Raw genomic sequence first — 15,132 nt, 5'->3', positions numbered from 1 at the left:
CTGCCGGACCGCCCGTCTCCTGTCGTCACCCGTGGCCCTTGCCCCGTGGCCAGTGACCCGTGACGCGTTCCGCGCGCGGCGGCGTCACGCCGCGCCCGGAACGGCCTGGCGCCCGCGACCTCAGTGGAAGAAGTGCCGCGTCCCGGTGAAGTACATCGTCACGCCCGCCTTCTTCGCGGCCTCGACGACGAGCTCGTCACGGACCGAACCGCCGGGCTGGACCACGGCCTTCACGCCCGCCTCGACCAGGACCTCGAGCCCGTCGGGGAAGGGGAAGAACGCGTCGGAGGCGGCGTAGGAGCCGCGCGCCCGCTCCTCGCCGGCCCGCTCGACTGCCAGCTTCGCCGAGTCGACCCGGTTGACCTGGCCCATGCCGACGCCGACCGAGGCGCCGTCCTTGGCGAGCAGGATCGCGTTGGACTTCACCGCCCGGCACGCCCGCCAGGCGAACGCGAGCTCGGCGAGCTCCGGCCCGGACAGCGCCTCACCGGTCGCCAGCGTCCAGTTCGCCGGATCGTCGCCCTCGGCCTGGAGCCGGTCGGCGACCTGGAGCAGCGCGCCGCCGCCCACGGGCTTGAGCTCGACGGGGGCCACGGGGCCCTGCGGCGCCCTGAGCACCCGGATGTTCTTCTTCTTGGTGAGGGCCTCGAGCGCCCCCTCCTCGTAGTCCGGCGCCACGATGACCTCGGTGAAGATCTCCGCGACCTGCTCCGCCATCTCCCGGCTCACCGGCCGGTTCACGGCGATGACGCCGCCGAACGCCGACAGCGGGTCACAGGCGTGCGCCCTGCGGTGCGCCTCGGCGACGTCCGCGCCGACGGCGATCCCGCACGGGTTGGCGTGCTTGATGATCGCGACGGCCGGCTCGGCGTGGTCGTACGCGGCCCGGTGCGCGGCATCCGTGTCCGTGTAGTTGTTGTACGACATCTCCTTGCCGTGCAGCTGCTCGGCCTCGGCGAGACCGGCGCCGCTGCCGTCCACGTACAGGGCGGCCGGCTGGTGCGGGTTCTCGCCGTAGCGCAGGGTGCTCCTGCGCTCCCAGGTCGCGCCGAGGAAGTCGGGGAAGCGCGACTCGTCGACCGGCGCGTAGGAGGACGCGAACCAGCTCGCGACCGCCACGTCGTAGGCGGCGGTGTGCTGGAAGGCCTCCGCGGCGAGCCGCTTGCGCGCGGCGAGGTCGAAGCCGCCGCCCTGCACGGCCGCGAGGACGTCGGCGTACCTGCCGGGGCTGGTGACGACGGCGACCGACGGATGGTTCTTGGCGGCGGCGCGCACCATGGACGGCCCGCCGATGTCGATCTGCTCGACGCACTCGTCCTCGGAGGCGCCCGAGGCGACGGTCTCGCGGAACGGGTAGAGGTTGACGACGACCAGGTCGAACGGCGCGACGCCCAGCTCGTCCAGCTGCCGCCGGTGGTCCTCGAGACGCAGGTCGGCGAGGATGCCCGCGTGCACCTTGGGGTGCAGCGTCTTCACCCGGCCGTCCAGGCACTCGGGGAAGCCGGTCAGCTCCTCGACCTTGGTGACGGGCACGCCGGCGGCGGCGATGCGGGAGGCGGTGGAACCGGTGGAGACGAGCTCGACACCGCTTTCGTGCAGCCCGCGCGCGAGCTCTTCGAGACCGGTCTTGTCGTAGACGCTGACGAGCGCGCGACGGATGCCCCGCTTGCCGCTCTCTGCCGTGACAGTGCTGTCGGCGGTCACTGGATAACTACCTTTCGTCCCTCAATGCGATAGCCGTTGCGGGCGAGCCGCCCCACGACCTCGACGAGCAGCCTTCGCTCGACTTCCTTGATGCGCTCGTGCAGAGCGCTCTCGTCGTCCTCGTCCCGGACCTCGACCACGCCCTGGGCGATGATCGGGCCGGTGTCGACGCCGTCGTCGACGAAGTGGACGGTGCAGCCGGTGACCCGGGCGCCGTACGCGAGCGCGTCCCGCACCCCGTGGGCCCCGGGGAAACTGGGCAGCAGGGCGGGATGGGTGTTCACGAACCGCCCCCCGAACCGCGCCAGGAACTCCTTGCCGACGATCTTCATGAACCCGGCGGAGACCACGAGGTCGGGCTGGTGGGCGGCCACCGCCTCGGCGAGCGCCGCGTCCCACTCCTCGCGGCCCGCGAAGTCCTTGACGCGGCAGACGAACGTGGGAATCCCGGCCCGCTCGGCGCGGGCGAGGCCCTCCACGGCCCCGCGATCGGCCCCGACGGCCACCACCTCGGCGCCGTACGCGTCGACGCCGGCGGCGGCGATGGCGTCGAGGAGCGCCTGCAGGTTCGTACCGGATCCGGAGACAAGCACGACGAGGCGCTTGGCCACGGGCTTGGCGGCCACGGCGGTGCCCTTTCTCGGGGAAGCACGTACGGAAGGCGGCGACCTGCGCGGGCTTGTGCTTTCGTACGAATGCATCGCGCCCCCGGATACGGGGAAGCCTACGAAGGAGCCGACCGTCAGCAACGATACCGGCACACCGGGCAGCCCCCGAGGGACGGGGGCGTGGCCGGAAGGTAGCGTCTGCGAGGAGTGGGGAGCGGGAACGCGGTCGTCGTGCGGTGCGTTCCCCCTACGACAGCTCACACCAGTCAGCCGTATCTCCTAGGGGAAGACGCTCATTTGATGCCGGACCGCAGTCTGCGACTCCTCACGCTCCCCCCGCAGTCACCGCAGGGAGGGGAGCGCGGCGCCGTGCTGCTGCGGGAGCGCCCAGCCTCCCCTCCGGACGCCCCGTCGGGCGACGGCACACCCCCCGACGACGACAACCCGTTCGCCCCGCCGCCGGAGAACGCCCCCGACCGCCCGTGGCAGCCCCGGCGTCCGGCAGGCGGCGCCCCCGAGGACGGGCAGTCCCCGTGGGGCAGCCAGTGGAGCGACCGGCAGCCCGGCCGCTCCCCCGGCGGCTTCGGTGACCGCCCGGGCCGCGGGCCCGACAACGGGAACGGGAACGGGAACGGCGGGCCGGGATCCGAGAACGGCGGCAAGCGCTGGGACCCCACCGACCCCGCCCAGCGCCGCGCGCGCTACGCGCTGCTCAGCGGTATGTGGGCCTTCTTCTTCGTCCTTTTCGGCTGGCCGTACGTGGCCCTGCTGCTCGGCGCGCTCGCCCTCAACTGGGGCATCAGCGCCCTGCGGGCCAAGCCCCGCGACCCGTCCCCCGACAGCCCGGAGAGCGGCTCCCGCCCCGAGAGCGGCTCCCGCCCCGAGAGCGGCTCCCGCCCGCAGAAGACTGCCGCGGTGAGCGGCGTGGTCACCGCCTCCCTGGCGCTGGCCCTGGTCGCCGCGAGCTTCACCGCGCACCTCGTCTACCAGGACTACTACACCTGCACCAACGACGCCCTCACCAACGAGGCGAAGCAGTCCTGCAACGACCTTCTGCCGAAGGAACTGCAGAAGATCCTGGGGACCGACTCCTGAGACAGCGCTCCTGAGACAGCGCTCCTCAGACACGGCTTCTCTGACAGGGCATTCGGGACAGGGCTCGTGAGGACGCAGTCCTGAGACCGGAGGCACAGGACGCATTCCTGAGACCGGAGGCGTCCGCCGCGTGGGAGCCCGCCGGAGGGCGTCGCTGGGGCGGTCACGGATGCGGATCCGTCCCTTCGTCCCGCTCCTCGCCCGCCTCGCGCAACGCAGCCCACCGGGCCTCCCTGGCCGAGTCGCCGTGCCACGCCGGGCCGACGGGCTCCACCGGTCCGACGTCGGCGAGCGGCTCATCCGTCGTGCGGCGCTCGATCGGCGCGAGGGGCCCGGGCGGCACGGGGGGCCGGGGCGGCACGGGGGGCCAGGACGGCGTGGTGCGCCCGGGTGGCGTGGGGGCCGCGCCCGGCTCGAGGAACGACATAGGTTCGAGGGGGGCGAAGGGGTCCGGAGGCGCGACGTAGGACGCCGGCTCGATCGGCGCGAAGGGGTCCGGGGGCGCGACATAGGACCTCGGCTCGATCGGCGCGAACGGGTCCGGGGGCGCGACATAGGACGCCGGCTCGATCGGCGCGAAGGGGTCGACGGCCTCCTCGAACAGGTGCGGCGACGCGCCGGGGGCGGCATCCCGGGGGACGAGGAAGTCGTACGACTCCTCCGCCGCCGTCCCCGCCGGCGCCGCCACCCCGCGCCGGGCCCCCGCCTTCGCCGCCCTCCCCGCCTTCCCCGCCTTCTCCTTCCGGAGCCCGCGGGCCCACCCGGCCGCCGCGCCCCGCCTCCGGCAGCGCCACCCCCGTACCGCCACGCACACCGGCGTCCCCACTCCCACCACCCACAGCAGCACCGCACCCCCGACCTGCCACCACACCGGCCCGAACCGCGCCAGCACGGAGGCCCCCAGCGGCCCGCCCGCCAGCCCCGCCAGTGCTCCCATCAGCACCCCGCACCCCACGCCCGCCTGCGCGACGACTCCGACGGTCCTCCCCCGCGACCAGACTTCGCCGGCCTCCCCGGCCTCCCCGGCAGACACGGCCGTCACGCCGGCCCGAGCCGTCCCTGCGGGCCCTGCGGGCCTTCCGGACCCACCTGGTCCAGCGGCCCCGGCGGTTCCGTCGGACGCCGCGCGGCCCGTCGCCCTGCGGCCCGTCGCGCTGCCGCCGGCCGTCGTGAGCCCCCTCGCCGCACCGGCCGTCGCCGCGCGGGCCGCGAACACGCCCACCGTGACGCCCGCCACCAGTGGCACCACGCTCGCCGCCCAGTTCCACGGCGTACCGGCCCCGGCCTCGGGAACCGCCGCCAGCAGCGGAAAGGGCGGCAGCAGCGGCGCGGGGGCGGAGGACAGCGGCGCCACCACGTGCCCCGCACCGAGGAGGTACCCCGGCCCGAGGGCGTACGCAGCCCCCCACACCGCCGCGTTCGGCACCAGCGCCACGCACAGCAGGAGTACCGCGAAGCGCCCGGACCAGCCCTCCGTCAACTGCAAGAACGCCTCGTGGGCCGCCCCGGCGTGCCACACCGACGACGACGCCACCAGCAGGGCCCCGCCCCCGACGAGCACCACCGCACCCGCGACCGCCGCCCGCGCCGCTGCCGCCGCCCGTGCCGCGGCCGCCGGAGGGGCGTGCTCCGTCGTCCCGAGAAGCGGCCGCCGCAGCCCGCTCGGCAGCGCGAGCAGCACGCCGTCCACGGGCCCGCGCGGGTGACCGCAGGCCGACCACACCCCCGCCCCGGCGGCCAGCACAGCCACCGCCGGGACGCACACCGCCGTCCATGCCCACGAGGTCCGCAACGCGCCGCCCGCGGCGGCGTAGAGGGCGGCGCCCGAGCCGACGGCGAGATACCCGACCACGACGCCGGCCCACACGGCAAGGGCGCTCACGGGCTCCCCGCCCTCCGCGCCGCCCCCCGCGCCGCCGTCGGCGTCGCGCGCGTCCACCGCGTCCCGGGCCGCCCTCCGCACCAGCCATACCGGCAGCGCGAGCAGCAGCAGCGGAGTGACGCCGACCGGCGCCGCCGACCCGGACAGCGTGTCGACGCGCACCAGTTCCGCGCCGTGGGCCAGCAGCCACAGCGCGGCGGCGACATGCAGCGCGCCGCTGGGCCCGCTGTCGGGGTACGGGGAGCTGATCCACAGCACCATCACGAGCGCGGCGAAGGCTCCGAGCCCCAGCCCGGCCGCGAGCACACCGCCCGCGAGGCCGGCGGCCAGGCCGGGCGATCGGTCGCGCATCCGGGGCAGCAGGGACGACAACGTAAGCCGGCGAGCGGTCATCGGGATCACGACGGCCATGCTCCCAACGACACGCGCTTTTCCGTCGTAACGGGCGAACTTCGGATGTGTCGCCCAATATACGTTTTATGTACTTTTCCGGGCGAAGGGGCACCCCATGACACAGCGCCCCGCAGCCGCGCACGGGAGGCGTACGCGAAACTGCCGGCATCGCTGGACAAGGCGGAAAAGGTGACGAACACCCAGGAGGCGACGCCTCGACGTCAGGTGACGGTGCGCCTGAAGAAGGCACGCGAGACGAAGCCAGGCCCGACGACGGCAGGCTCTACGACGGCGTCCCCGACGACGGCACATCCGACGACGAGCCCGGAACCCGCGGGCCCGGAACCCGCTTCCGGGCCGGGTTCGCCGGCCGGCCCCTTGACGCCCGCTCAGGCCTTCGACGCGCTCTACGCGTTCTGCGCCCCCGCCCTCGTCCGCCAGACCTACTTGCTGTCCGGGCGTCGCGAACTCGCCCGCGAGTCGGTCGAACAGGCGTTTCAACTGGCGTGGCAGCGCTGGCCCGAGGTGGCCGTGGACCCCGACCCGGCCGGCTGGGTGCGCGCCGCGGCGTACGAGTACGCGCTCTCCCCGTGGCACCGGTTCCGCCCGCGCTACCGGCACCCGGAGCCGCCCCCGGCCGAGGCGCCCGACCGCGCGCTGCTGGACGTCCTGCTGACGCTGCCGGCGACGTACCGCCGCACCCTCCTGCTCTACGACGGCGTCGGGCTCGATCTGCCGGAGACGGCCGCCGAGACCGAGGCGAGCACCCCGGCGGCGGCGTACCGGCTGCTGCACGCGCGCGAGGCGGTCGCCGCGCGGCTGCCGGAACTGGCGAGCCCGGACGTGCTGCACCGGCGGCTGGCGGAGGTCGCGTCCGCCGAACGGCTGCGCGCGCCCGGGCCGCCCGCCGTGCGGCTGGGCGGTGAGCGGCGGGCCCGCTTCTGGACCAGGGCGGCGATCGCGTTCACGGTCGCGATCATCGGCGCGACCGCGCTCACCGCGCGAACCGCCCCGACCCGCTACGAACCCCCGGTGCCCCCCGGCGAGACCGTGCAGGGCGTCCCGCCGCGGGCCGCGCCGGGCACGTTGTCGGACGCACAGTTGAAGCTGCGCGCGAAGCTGCGCTCCGAGACGCAGAAGGGCCCGGACAGACTGCTCCCCCGCCCTGAGTGACACACGGTGCGGGGGCCCCTGCGGGGGCGGGTGCGGGGGCGAGGGCGGGTTTGCGGAGGCAGGGCGAGGACGGAGGCAGGGGCGGGGACGGAGGCAGGGGCGGGGACGGCAGGGCAGCGCGGCGCAGGGCAGCGCGGCGGCAGAAAGGCGGCGGGCCCGCTCCCCTGGAGGAACGGGCCCGCCGCCGATGTTCAGCCGCCGCGTCCCGGCCGAAGGCTCGGCCGGACGCGTCAGCCGGGTGACGCGGTCGGACGAATCAGCCGGCCGAGAGGATCTCGCGCGCGAGCTTCGCCGTCTCGGTCGGCGTCTTGCCGACCTTGACGCCGGCGGCCTCGAGGGCCTCCTTCTTCGCGGCGGCCGTGCCGGAGGAGCCGGAGACGATGGCGCCGGCGTGGCCCATGGTCTTGCCCTCGGGCGCGGTGAAGCCCGCGACGTAGCCGACGACCGGCTTCTTCACGTTGTCCTTGATGAAGGCCGCGGCCCGCTCCTCGGCGTCGCCGCCGATCTCACCGATCATGACGATCAGATCGGTGTCGGGGTCGGCCTCGAACGCGGCGAGCGCGTCGATGTGCGTGGTGCCGATGATCGGGTCGCCACCGATGCCGACGGCCGACGAGAAGCCGATGTCGCGCAGCTCGTACATCATCTGGTACGTCAGCGTGCCGGACTTCGAGACCAGGCCGATGCGGCCCGGCTTCGTGATGTCGCCCGGGATGATGCCGGCGTTCGACTGGCCCGGGGTGATGAGACCGGGGCAGTTCGGGCCGATGATCCGGGTCTTGTCGCCCTTGGACCCGGCGTAGGCGTAGAACGCGGCCGAGTCGTGGACGGCGATGCCCTCGGTGATGACGACCGCGAGGGGGATCTCGGCGTCGATCGCCTCGACCACGGCGGCCTTCGCGAAGGCCGGCGGCACGAAGAGGACGGACACGTTGGCGCCCGTCTTCTCCATCGCCTCGGCGACCGTGCCGAAGACCGGGATCTCGGTGCCGTCGAAGTCGACGGAGGTGCCCGCCTTGCGGGGGTTCACGCCACCGACGATGTTGGTGCCGTCCGCCAGCATGAGCTTGGTGTGCTTCATGCCCGTGGCACCGGTCATGCCCTGGACGATGACCTTGCTGTCCTTGTTCAGGAAGATAGCCATGGCTGTTCTGTCCCTCTTCCCTTACTTCGCAGCCGCGAGCTCGGCGGCCTTGTCGGCCGCGCCGTCCATGGTGTCCACGCGCTGGACCAGCGGGTGGTTGGCGTCGGAGAGGATCTTGCGACCCAGCTCGGCGTTGTTGCCGTCGAGGCGGACCACGAGCGGCTTGGTGACTTCCTCGCCCCTGTCCGCGAGCAGCTGCAGCGCCTGGACGATGCCGTTGGCGACCTCGTCGCAGGCGGTGATGCCACCGAAGACGTTGACGAACACGGACTTCACGTCCGGGTCGCCCAGGATGATCTCCAGGCCGTTCGCCATGACGGCCGCGGACGCGCCGCCGCCGATGTCGAGGAAGTTGGCGGGCTTGACGCCGCCGTGCTTCTCACCGGCGTACGCGACGACGTCCAGGGTGCTCATGACGAGACCCGCGCCGTTGCCGATGATGCCGACCTCGCCGTCGAGCTTGACGTAGTTGAGGTTCTTCTCCTTGGCCGCGGCCTCGAGCGGGTTCGCCGAGTCCTTGTCCTGGAGGGCCTCGTGCCCCGGCTGGCGGAACTCGGCGTTCTCGTCCAGCGAGACCTTGCCGTCGAGGGCGATGACGTCACCGGAGGCGACCTTGGCCAGCGGGTTCACCTCGACGAGAAGGGCGTCCTCCTCGACGAAGGTCTTCCACAGGGTGACCAGGACGTTCGCGACCTTGTCGGCGACCTCGGCCGGGAAGTTCGCGGCCTCGACGATCTCGCGGGCCTTCTCGGGGGTCACACCCTCGTTGGCGTCGATCGGCGTCTTGGCGACGGCCTCGGGGCGGGTCTCCGCCACCTCCTCGATCTCCATGCCGCCCTCGACGGACGCGATGGAGAGGAAGGTGCGGTTCGCACGGTCCAGGAGGAAGGAGACGTAGTACTCCTCCAGGATCTCCGGGGCCGTCTCGGCGATCATCACCTTGTGGACCGTGTGGCCCTTGATGTCCATGCCGAGGATGTTGGTCGCGTGCTCCACGGCCTCGTCGGCGGAGGCGGCGAGCTTCACGCCGCCGGCCTTGCCGCGGCCGCCGACCTTCACCTGGGCCTTGACGACGGACTTGCCACCGAGACGCTCGGTGGCTGCGCGGGCCGCCTCAGGCGTGTCGATGACTTCACCGGCCAGCACCGGTACATCGTGCTTGGCGAAGAGGTCCCTCGCCTGGTACTCGAACAGGTCCACGCGCTTCCGTCCCTATCAGTGATCTCGCGGTTCGTTGTCTGCGTGGGCGTGCCGCGAGGGCAACGTGACGTCCGACCGGTGTCTGTCACAAGGGAGGCGCACACGGTGTCCGAGCGCGCGGCATGTCCGTCTCGCAGGTTATCGCTGCTTGCAGGAGGCCCCTAAATCGAGGGTCACACCTGAGCGGTGATACCTGTCACATGATGCCGGGATCACTGGCACCCCGTGCCGCCTGTGAGGTCGAGGGGAAGGGCCTCACCGGGTTGGGGTCGGCCCGGTGAGGCCCCCTGAACAGCCCCTCAGGGGCTCAGGGGCTCAGGACGGGTGGTCCCCACCCCAATGGGAACCACCCGCCCCCATCCGTGAGGTCCCGGACGAACCGACCGATGGCTTTCGGCCGTCCGTGGTCCGTCGCCTCACGAAGTCATGGATGGCGAGCTGCGGAGAGCTCGGAGATGCGGCGGCCCGGCCGCGGAGCGAGTCCCCGGGGGCGGGGCCGCCGCCCGCCGGGGCGATCCGTCCGACCCGGGCCCCGCCGCCTCCCGCGCGGGGCAGGACGCGGCGGGGGGCAGGGCGCGGCGGGGGGCAGGACGGCTCGGGACCGTGACAGGCCGCCGGTGCGCCGCCGGCGCTCAGCCGGGGAAGACCCGCACGTCCCGGCGACCTTCCCGCGTCCCGGCGGCGTCGCACCGCGCGGCGGGGCCGGACGCCCGGCACAGCGGCAGCAGATCCTGCGCCGGCAGGACGGCGTGCAGGTCGGCGTCGCGCGGCGCACCGCCGTCGAGCACCGTCGCACCGCTGAGCACGCCACCGGGAGCACCCGGAGCGCCCACGGGAGGCCCGTACCGCGCCGGCGCGACCACGGGGCCGGGGCCGGGAGCAGGGCCGGGGCCGGGGCCGGGGCCGGCGGCAGGACGCGGAACGGGAACGTGGAGGCCGGCGGATGCGGAACCTGGTCCATGTGCCTCCGCCGTCACGGCCCCTGCGCCTGCCGGCACCCCGGCCCCGGCCTCCGCCGTCGCGTTCACGGTCACCGTCGAGCCGTGGGAGGGCGTCTGTCCCCGGAGGCGACGGCCCGGCCCGTCCGACGGAAGATCCGCCCCGGGGTCGGCGAGCCGCGGAAGGTCATCGAGTACCGGCAGACCCCCGAGCCCGAACAGCACAACCCCCGCGGCGCGAACAGGGTGCGCAGCGCGCACGGGATACGCGGGGTGCGCGGGCCTCACGAGATACGCGGGGTGCGCGGGGTGCGCGGGGCCCACGAGATACGCGGGGGGCTTCGGGAAGGCCGGGAGCACCACGCGGGCGGGGAGGGCCGGGCGGACCGAGGGGACCGAGGGGACCGAGGGGACCGAGGGGACCGGGAGGGCCGGGCGGACCGGGCGGACCGGGGGGACCGAGGGGACCGGGCGGACCGGGCGGACCGGGCGGACCGAGGGGACCGGGCGGACCGGGGGCGTCTGGAGAGCCGGGCGGGCCTGGTGGGCCTGGTGGGTCGGGACGGCCAAGACGGTGCGGGACGCGGGGAGGTCGCGGACGCGGGGACGTGCGGGGAGATTCGGCACGACGGGCGAACCGGGCGGCGACGAGAAGGCCCGCGACGCCCGCACCGGACGCCCGCCCGACCTCGCGCCCACCACTCTCATGACCTCGCCGTACTCGCCCACCTCGCCGGCGGCGGACCGCACGGTCTCGGCAGTCGTGCGCGGGCTCGTGATCCGTGGGTCCGCGGTCGCCCGCGTCGACGGCGCGCCGTCCGCTGCTTGCGCCTGCTCCCCGCCGAGGAACCCGAGTGCCAGCAACCCGCCCGCCAGCAGCGCGAGGTGCAGCACACGCCGCCCCGGCCTCGAGCGCAGGACGCGCGGAACGGCGGCAGACGGGGTGGTGGGCGAGGCCAAGAGGGGACGTTCCTCCCGTGAGCGGCGGCAACGTGTCCCGATCCTTGCACGCGGGTCCCGCCGTCGCGCAACCCCCTGTTACCGATGGGTAATCTTGCCGTTGCCGCCCCTGCGCTCACCCCACGTCCGGTGTCGGCAGCGCCCGTTTCTCCAGGGCCGCCGCCATGACCTCGGGAAACAGGTCGGGTGTGCAGGCGAACGCCGGCGCTCCCAGTGCAGCGAGCGCTGCCGCGTGCTCCCGGTCGTATGCCGGCGCCCCCTCGTCGGACAGGGCGAGCAGCGCGACGAACTGCACGCCCGACGCCTTCATCGCCGCGACCCGTTTGAGCATCTCGTGGCGTATGCCTCCCTCGTACAGGTCGCTGACGAGCACCACCACGGTCTCGGCGGGCCGGGTGATCTGCGACTGGCAGTAGGCCAGCGCCCGGTTGATGTCGGTGCCGCCGCCGAGTCGGGTGCCGAACATGACGTCCACGGGGTCGTCGAGCCGGTCGGTGAGGTCGGCGACCGCCGTGTCGAAGACGACGAGCCGGGTGTCGATCGACCGCATCGACGCCAGCACCGCCCCGAACACCGACGCGTACACCACCGACGAGGCCATCGAACCCGACTGGTCGATGCAGAGGATCACCTGCTTGCGCAGGGACTGCGAGGCCCGCCCGTACCCGACGAGCCGCTCCGGGACGACCGTCCGGTACTCGGGCTGGTAGTGCTTGAGATTGGCGGCGATCGTGCGGTTCCAGTCGATGTCGCGGTGGTGCGGGCGGTTGCGCCGCGCGCCCCGGTCGAGTGCGCCGGCGAGGGCGGTCCGGGTGCGGCCGGCGAACCGCTTCTCGAGGTCCTCGACGACCTTGCGGACGACGGCCCGCGCCGTCTCCTTCGTCGTCTCCGGCATCGCCCGGTGGAGGGAGAGCAGCGTGCCGACGAGATGCACGTCGGCCTCGACCGCCTCCAGCATCTCCGGCTCCAGAAGGAGGGCGGACAGCCCGAGCCGGTCGATGGCGTCGCGTTGCATGACCTGCACCACGGAGGAGGGGAAGTACGTCCTGATGTCCCCGAGCCAGCGGGCCACGGACGGCGCCGAGGCTCCCAGCCCTCCCGAGCGCTCCCGCCCCGTGCGCGGTACCTCCGGTGCCCCGTAGAGCGCGGCGAGCGCGCCGTCCATCGCGGCGTCCCGGCCGGACAGGCCGTGTCCGGTGCCGTCGGCCGCGTCGCCCCCGAGCGCCAGCCGCCAGCGCCTCAACCGCTCCTGCCCGGCGTCCGCAGCCGCCGCTGTGCCCCTCGCCGCCGTGGCATCCGTCCTCGGACCACTCGTCGTCATGCGCCCACCCCTGAGTACTCGGCGTCCCCTGGCTCCCGTGCGGCGCCGGCCGCACCGGCTCCGCCCGCCTCCTCCGTCTTCTCCGCCCCCTCCGCCTCCTCGCTCGTCTCGTCCGTCCCGTCCGGGTCGTGCCCGAGCAGAAGACGCACCACCGGCAGGACGGCGTCCGCACGCCCGGCGTCCAGGGCAGCCGCGAACCCGCGCGTCGCTGCCTCGGCGCCCGGCCCGCCCGCCCGCTCCCCGGGACCGCGCCGCACCAGGTCGCCGAGCGTTCGGCGCACCCCCGGCTCGTACGCCGAGAACGTCCGCCGCAGCAGCGGCAGCACGTCCGTGAACGCCTCCGCCGGTACCGTCGTCAGCCACCCGTCGACCAGGGCGAGCAGCCGTTCGTCGTGCACGAGGAGCAGCCCGCCCCCGGAGCCGCCGCCGACGAAGCCCTCGATCCAGGCGGCCGCGTCGCCCGGTGGCGTCCCCGGCGAGAGGGCGAGCCCCATGAGCCGCGCCGCCGCCTCCGCATCCAGCTCCCCCTCGTCCAGCAGCAGGCGTGCGGCACGCCCGCGGATGACGCCGGGCACGCTGTCCCGCCCGGCCAGCACCCGCAGCACGGCACGCCAGCGGACGCGCCGACCGGCACCCGCGTCGGCAGCCGCATCGGCACCGAGGGCACCCCGGCCTGGGACGTCCCGACCGGAGGCGCCCTGACCGGAGACGTCCTGGCCGGAGGCGCCCTGGCCGGAGGCGCCCTGGCCGGAGGCGCCCTGACCGGAGGCGCCCTGGCCCGAGGCGCCCTGACCGGAGGCGCCCTGACCCGAGGCGTCCTCGTCGTCCGCCGCGCGGACGTCGTGGAGCATCGCCACCGCGCCCTGCACCGCGTCGACATGACGCCGCATCGCGTCCGCAGCGTCCGCGTCCAGCGATACGCAGGCAGGCGGCAGACCGACGAAGATCCGCTCGGCGAGGCCCGCGGCGACCTCCGTGAGCGCGCCGGTGTCGGTGCCGCGCACGTCGCCGTACCGCAGGGCGCGGACCAGGGCGGGCAGTGCCTCCGCGAGATGCCCGACGTCACTGTCGAGGGCCGCCCGGTCGGCGAGAACCCGCATGACGGTCGGCAACGCGTCCGACAGCCCGGCCAGGAGGCAGCGCTCGGCCAGCGCCGTCACCTCGGCGAGTCCGCGCGCGGCGACGGCGTCCGCCGCCGCCTTGGCGGTGGCGGCGGCCGGCACGGTCGTCCCCCACACGCCGGCCTCGGCGACCCGTACCGACAGCTCCGGCTCCCACCGCAGCCGCCAGGTCTCCCGGAACGTCCCCGTGCTGCCGCGTGAGGCGGCCGGCTCGCCCCATTCGACGTGCAGCAGGCGCAGCCGGTGCAGCAGTCTGCTGCGCTCTGCGTCGTTCTCCTTGCGCAGGTCGAGCGCCAACTCCCGCTCCGCCGCCTCCGGTCTGAGCCGCAGCCGGCGCTGCAGCCGGTCGAGGTCGCGCTGCAGCGGCACCGCGGGTGCGTCGGCCGGCACCTCGCCGAGCACGTCCCCGATCACCAGCCGGTCGCGCACCAGCGCCAGCGGGACGTCCGAGCCTTCGCACAGCACCGCCTGCACGGCGTCGGTGATCTCACCCAGGCCGGGCAGCGGCCGGCCGCGCAACGCGGCGAGCGCCTCGGCCAGCCGGACCGCCTCGATGACATGCGCCGGGGACACGATGTGGTCCTCCTCGCGCAGCAGGACCGCCGCCTTCGTGAGCCAGCGTTCGACGGGCCGGTCCGGCGCGCCGAACAGGTGGGCGTACCAGCCCGGCGCGTCGATTCCCGCGCCGTACCCGCCCGCCCGCGCCAGTCGGCGATGCGTCCACGGCACCCACGTCAGGTCGGCCCTGACCTTGGGCAGCCCCTTGAGGAGCGCCCGGTCCGCGGCGACGGAGACCTTGCGACGCAGCGCGGACACATGCCACGCCCCGCACACCACGGCCACCCCCGCCGGCCCGAACTCCCGCTGCGCCGCGCGGATGTGGCCGCGCATGCAAGCCTCGCGCACGAGGTCCCGGTCGGTTCCGCTACGGCCCGGCCCGGTGTCGTCGGCCTCCCGCAGCGCTCCCATGGCCTCCTCTATCGCGGCGAACGGCGCGAACGGGTCCCCCGCCCCCGCGGTCCGGTGCTCGACGACGTCCTCCCACCAGCGCTCGGCGTCGTCGTACCCCGCGACCTCGGCCAGCACGGCGAGTGGATCACCCCGCAGGAGCGCGCGGCTCGCCAGTACCCCCTCCTCGCTCTCTCCTCTCTCGTCCCCCGTTCCCCCGGCCCCCTGTTCCTCGTCGCCCTCCCTTTCCTCTTCTCTTTCCTCTTCTCTTTCCGCGTCCTTCGTCTCCGCCGTGTCCTCCCAGGCCAGCGAGTGGGCGGCCGGGAGGTCGATGAAGCGGACGGAAACCCCTTGGTCCAAGGCCCAGCGGAGCGCGACCCACTCCGGCGAGAACTCGGCCATCGGCCAGAAGGACGACCGGCCGGGTTCGTCGACGGCGTGCGCGAGCAGGGCGACCGGCGGCCGCATGTCCTCGTCGGCGGCGAGCGGGATCAGCGCGTCGGCGTCGGACGGCCCCTCGATCAGGACGGCCAGGGGCCGGGCGGCCTCCAGAGCCGCCCGTACCGCCCGCGCCGATCCCGGCCCGTGGTGACGCACCCCGAGCAGCAACGGCCGTTCCGCGTCCCGGCCGTCGACCCCGTCGAC

General features: G+C 74.4%; 10 protein-coding genes. 2 read left to right on the top strand and 8 right to left on the bottom strand.

From position 1 onward, the window contains the following. Positions 1 to 120: 120 nt before the first annotated feature. Positions 121 to 1,704, bottom strand: a complete 1,584-nt coding sequence (purH, locus tag ACN6LD_RS34060) for a bifunctional phosphoribosylaminoimidazolecarboxamide formyltransferase/IMP cyclohydrolase (RefSeq protein WP_319191614.1) — start codon at positions 1,702 to 1,704, stop codon at positions 121 to 123. After that, the gene (gene purN / locus ACN6LD_RS34055) at positions 1,701 to 2,330 is read right to left on the bottom strand and encodes a phosphoribosylglycinamide formyltransferase (protein ID WP_445045178.1); all 630 of its coding nucleotides are present in this window, start codon (positions 2,328 to 2,330) and stop codon (positions 1,701 to 1,703) included. Before purN ends, purH begins: the two co-directional genes overlap by 4 nt. A gap of 282 nt (positions 2,331 to 2,612) precedes the next feature. On the opposite strand from purN, the gene ACN6LD_RS34050 reads away from it, so the two are divergent. Beyond that, positions 2,613 to 3,407 (top strand): hypothetical protein, encoded by a 795-nt coding sequence (locus ACN6LD_RS34050; protein ID WP_445045177.1) that lies wholly within the window; start codon positions 2,613 to 2,615, stop codon positions 3,405 to 3,407. Positions 3,408 to 3,570: 163 nt separating this feature from the next. Here the strand turns inward: ACN6LD_RS34050 and ACN6LD_RS34045 are convergent, their stop codons facing one another. Continuing rightward, a complete protein-coding gene (locus tag ACN6LD_RS34045; protein WP_445045191.1) occupies positions 3,571 to 5,550 on the bottom strand; it encodes a cell division protein PerM in 1,980 nt (659 codons plus the stop codon). Here ACN6LD_RS34045 and ACN6LD_RS34040 point away from each other — a divergent pair. Further along, entirely contained in the window at positions 5,494 to 6,855 is a 1,362-nt protein-coding gene (locus ACN6LD_RS34040) for an RNA polymerase sigma factor (RefSeq protein WP_445045176.1), read from the top strand. The two genes, ACN6LD_RS34045 and ACN6LD_RS34040, sit on opposite strands and share 57 nt — an antisense overlap. 256 nt (positions 6,856 to 7,111) lie before the next feature. Here the strand turns inward: ACN6LD_RS34040 and sucD are convergent, their stop codons facing one another. From sucD to ACN6LD_RS34015, 5 genes are all read right to left on the bottom strand, one after another. Further along, a complete protein-coding gene (sucD, locus tag ACN6LD_RS34035; RefSeq protein WP_057584599.1) occupies positions 7,112 to 7,999 on the bottom strand; it encodes a succinate--CoA ligase subunit alpha in 888 nt (295 codons plus the stop codon). 21 nt (positions 8,000 to 8,020) lie between these two features. Then, on the bottom strand, positions 8,021 to 9,199 hold the full coding sequence (gene sucC / locus ACN6LD_RS34030) for an ADP-forming succinate--CoA ligase subunit beta (RefSeq protein WP_445045175.1): 1,179 nt from the start codon (positions 9,197 to 9,199) through the stop codon (positions 8,021 to 8,023). Between the two features lie 632 nt (positions 9,200 to 9,831). Continuing rightward, a complete protein-coding gene (locus ACN6LD_RS34025) occupies positions 9,832 to 10,032 on the bottom strand; it encodes a hypothetical protein (RefSeq protein WP_445045174.1) in 201 nt (66 codons plus the stop codon). Positions 10,033 to 11,212: 1,180 nt separating this feature from the next. Beyond that, the gene (locus ACN6LD_RS34020; RefSeq protein WP_445045173.1) at positions 11,213 to 12,418 is read right to left on the bottom strand and encodes a vWA domain-containing protein; all 1,206 of its coding nucleotides are present in this window, start codon (positions 12,416 to 12,418) and stop codon (positions 11,213 to 11,215) included. Continuing rightward, positions 12,415 to 15,096, bottom strand: coding sequence for a DUF5682 family protein (locus ACN6LD_RS34015; RefSeq protein ID WP_445045190.1), 2,682 nt, complete (start codon positions 15,094 to 15,096; stop codon positions 12,415 to 12,417). Before ACN6LD_RS34015 ends, ACN6LD_RS34020 begins: the two co-directional genes overlap by 4 nt. Positions 15,097 to 15,132 lie beyond the last annotated feature (36 nt).

It is taken from the genome of Streptomyces sp. SAS_272 (assembly GCF_052543235.1).
This window is presented reverse-complemented; position numbering and strand designations above follow the sequence as displayed.

Bases quoted from the DNA above. Each gene is read 5' to 3' on its own strand.
- sucD (WP_057584599.1), bottom strand. From the start codon at position 7,999: ATGGCTATCTTCCTGAACAAGGACAGCAAGGTCATCGTCCAGGGCATG.
- ACN6LD_RS34040 (WP_445045176.1), top strand. From the start codon at position 5,494: ATGCAGCGCGCCGCTGGGCCCGCTGTCGGGGTACGGGGAGCTGATCCA.
- ACN6LD_RS34020 (WP_445045173.1), bottom strand. From the start codon at position 12,418: ATGACGACGAGTGGTCCGAGGACGGATGCCACGGCGGCGAGGGGCACA.
- ACN6LD_RS34045 (WP_445045191.1), bottom strand. From the start codon at position 5,550: ATGGTGCTGTGGATCAGCTCCCCGTACCCCGACAGCGGGCCCAGCGGC.
- ACN6LD_RS34050 (WP_445045177.1), top strand. From the start codon at position 2,613: ATGCCGGACCGCAGTCTGCGACTCCTCACGCTCCCCCCGCAGTCACCG.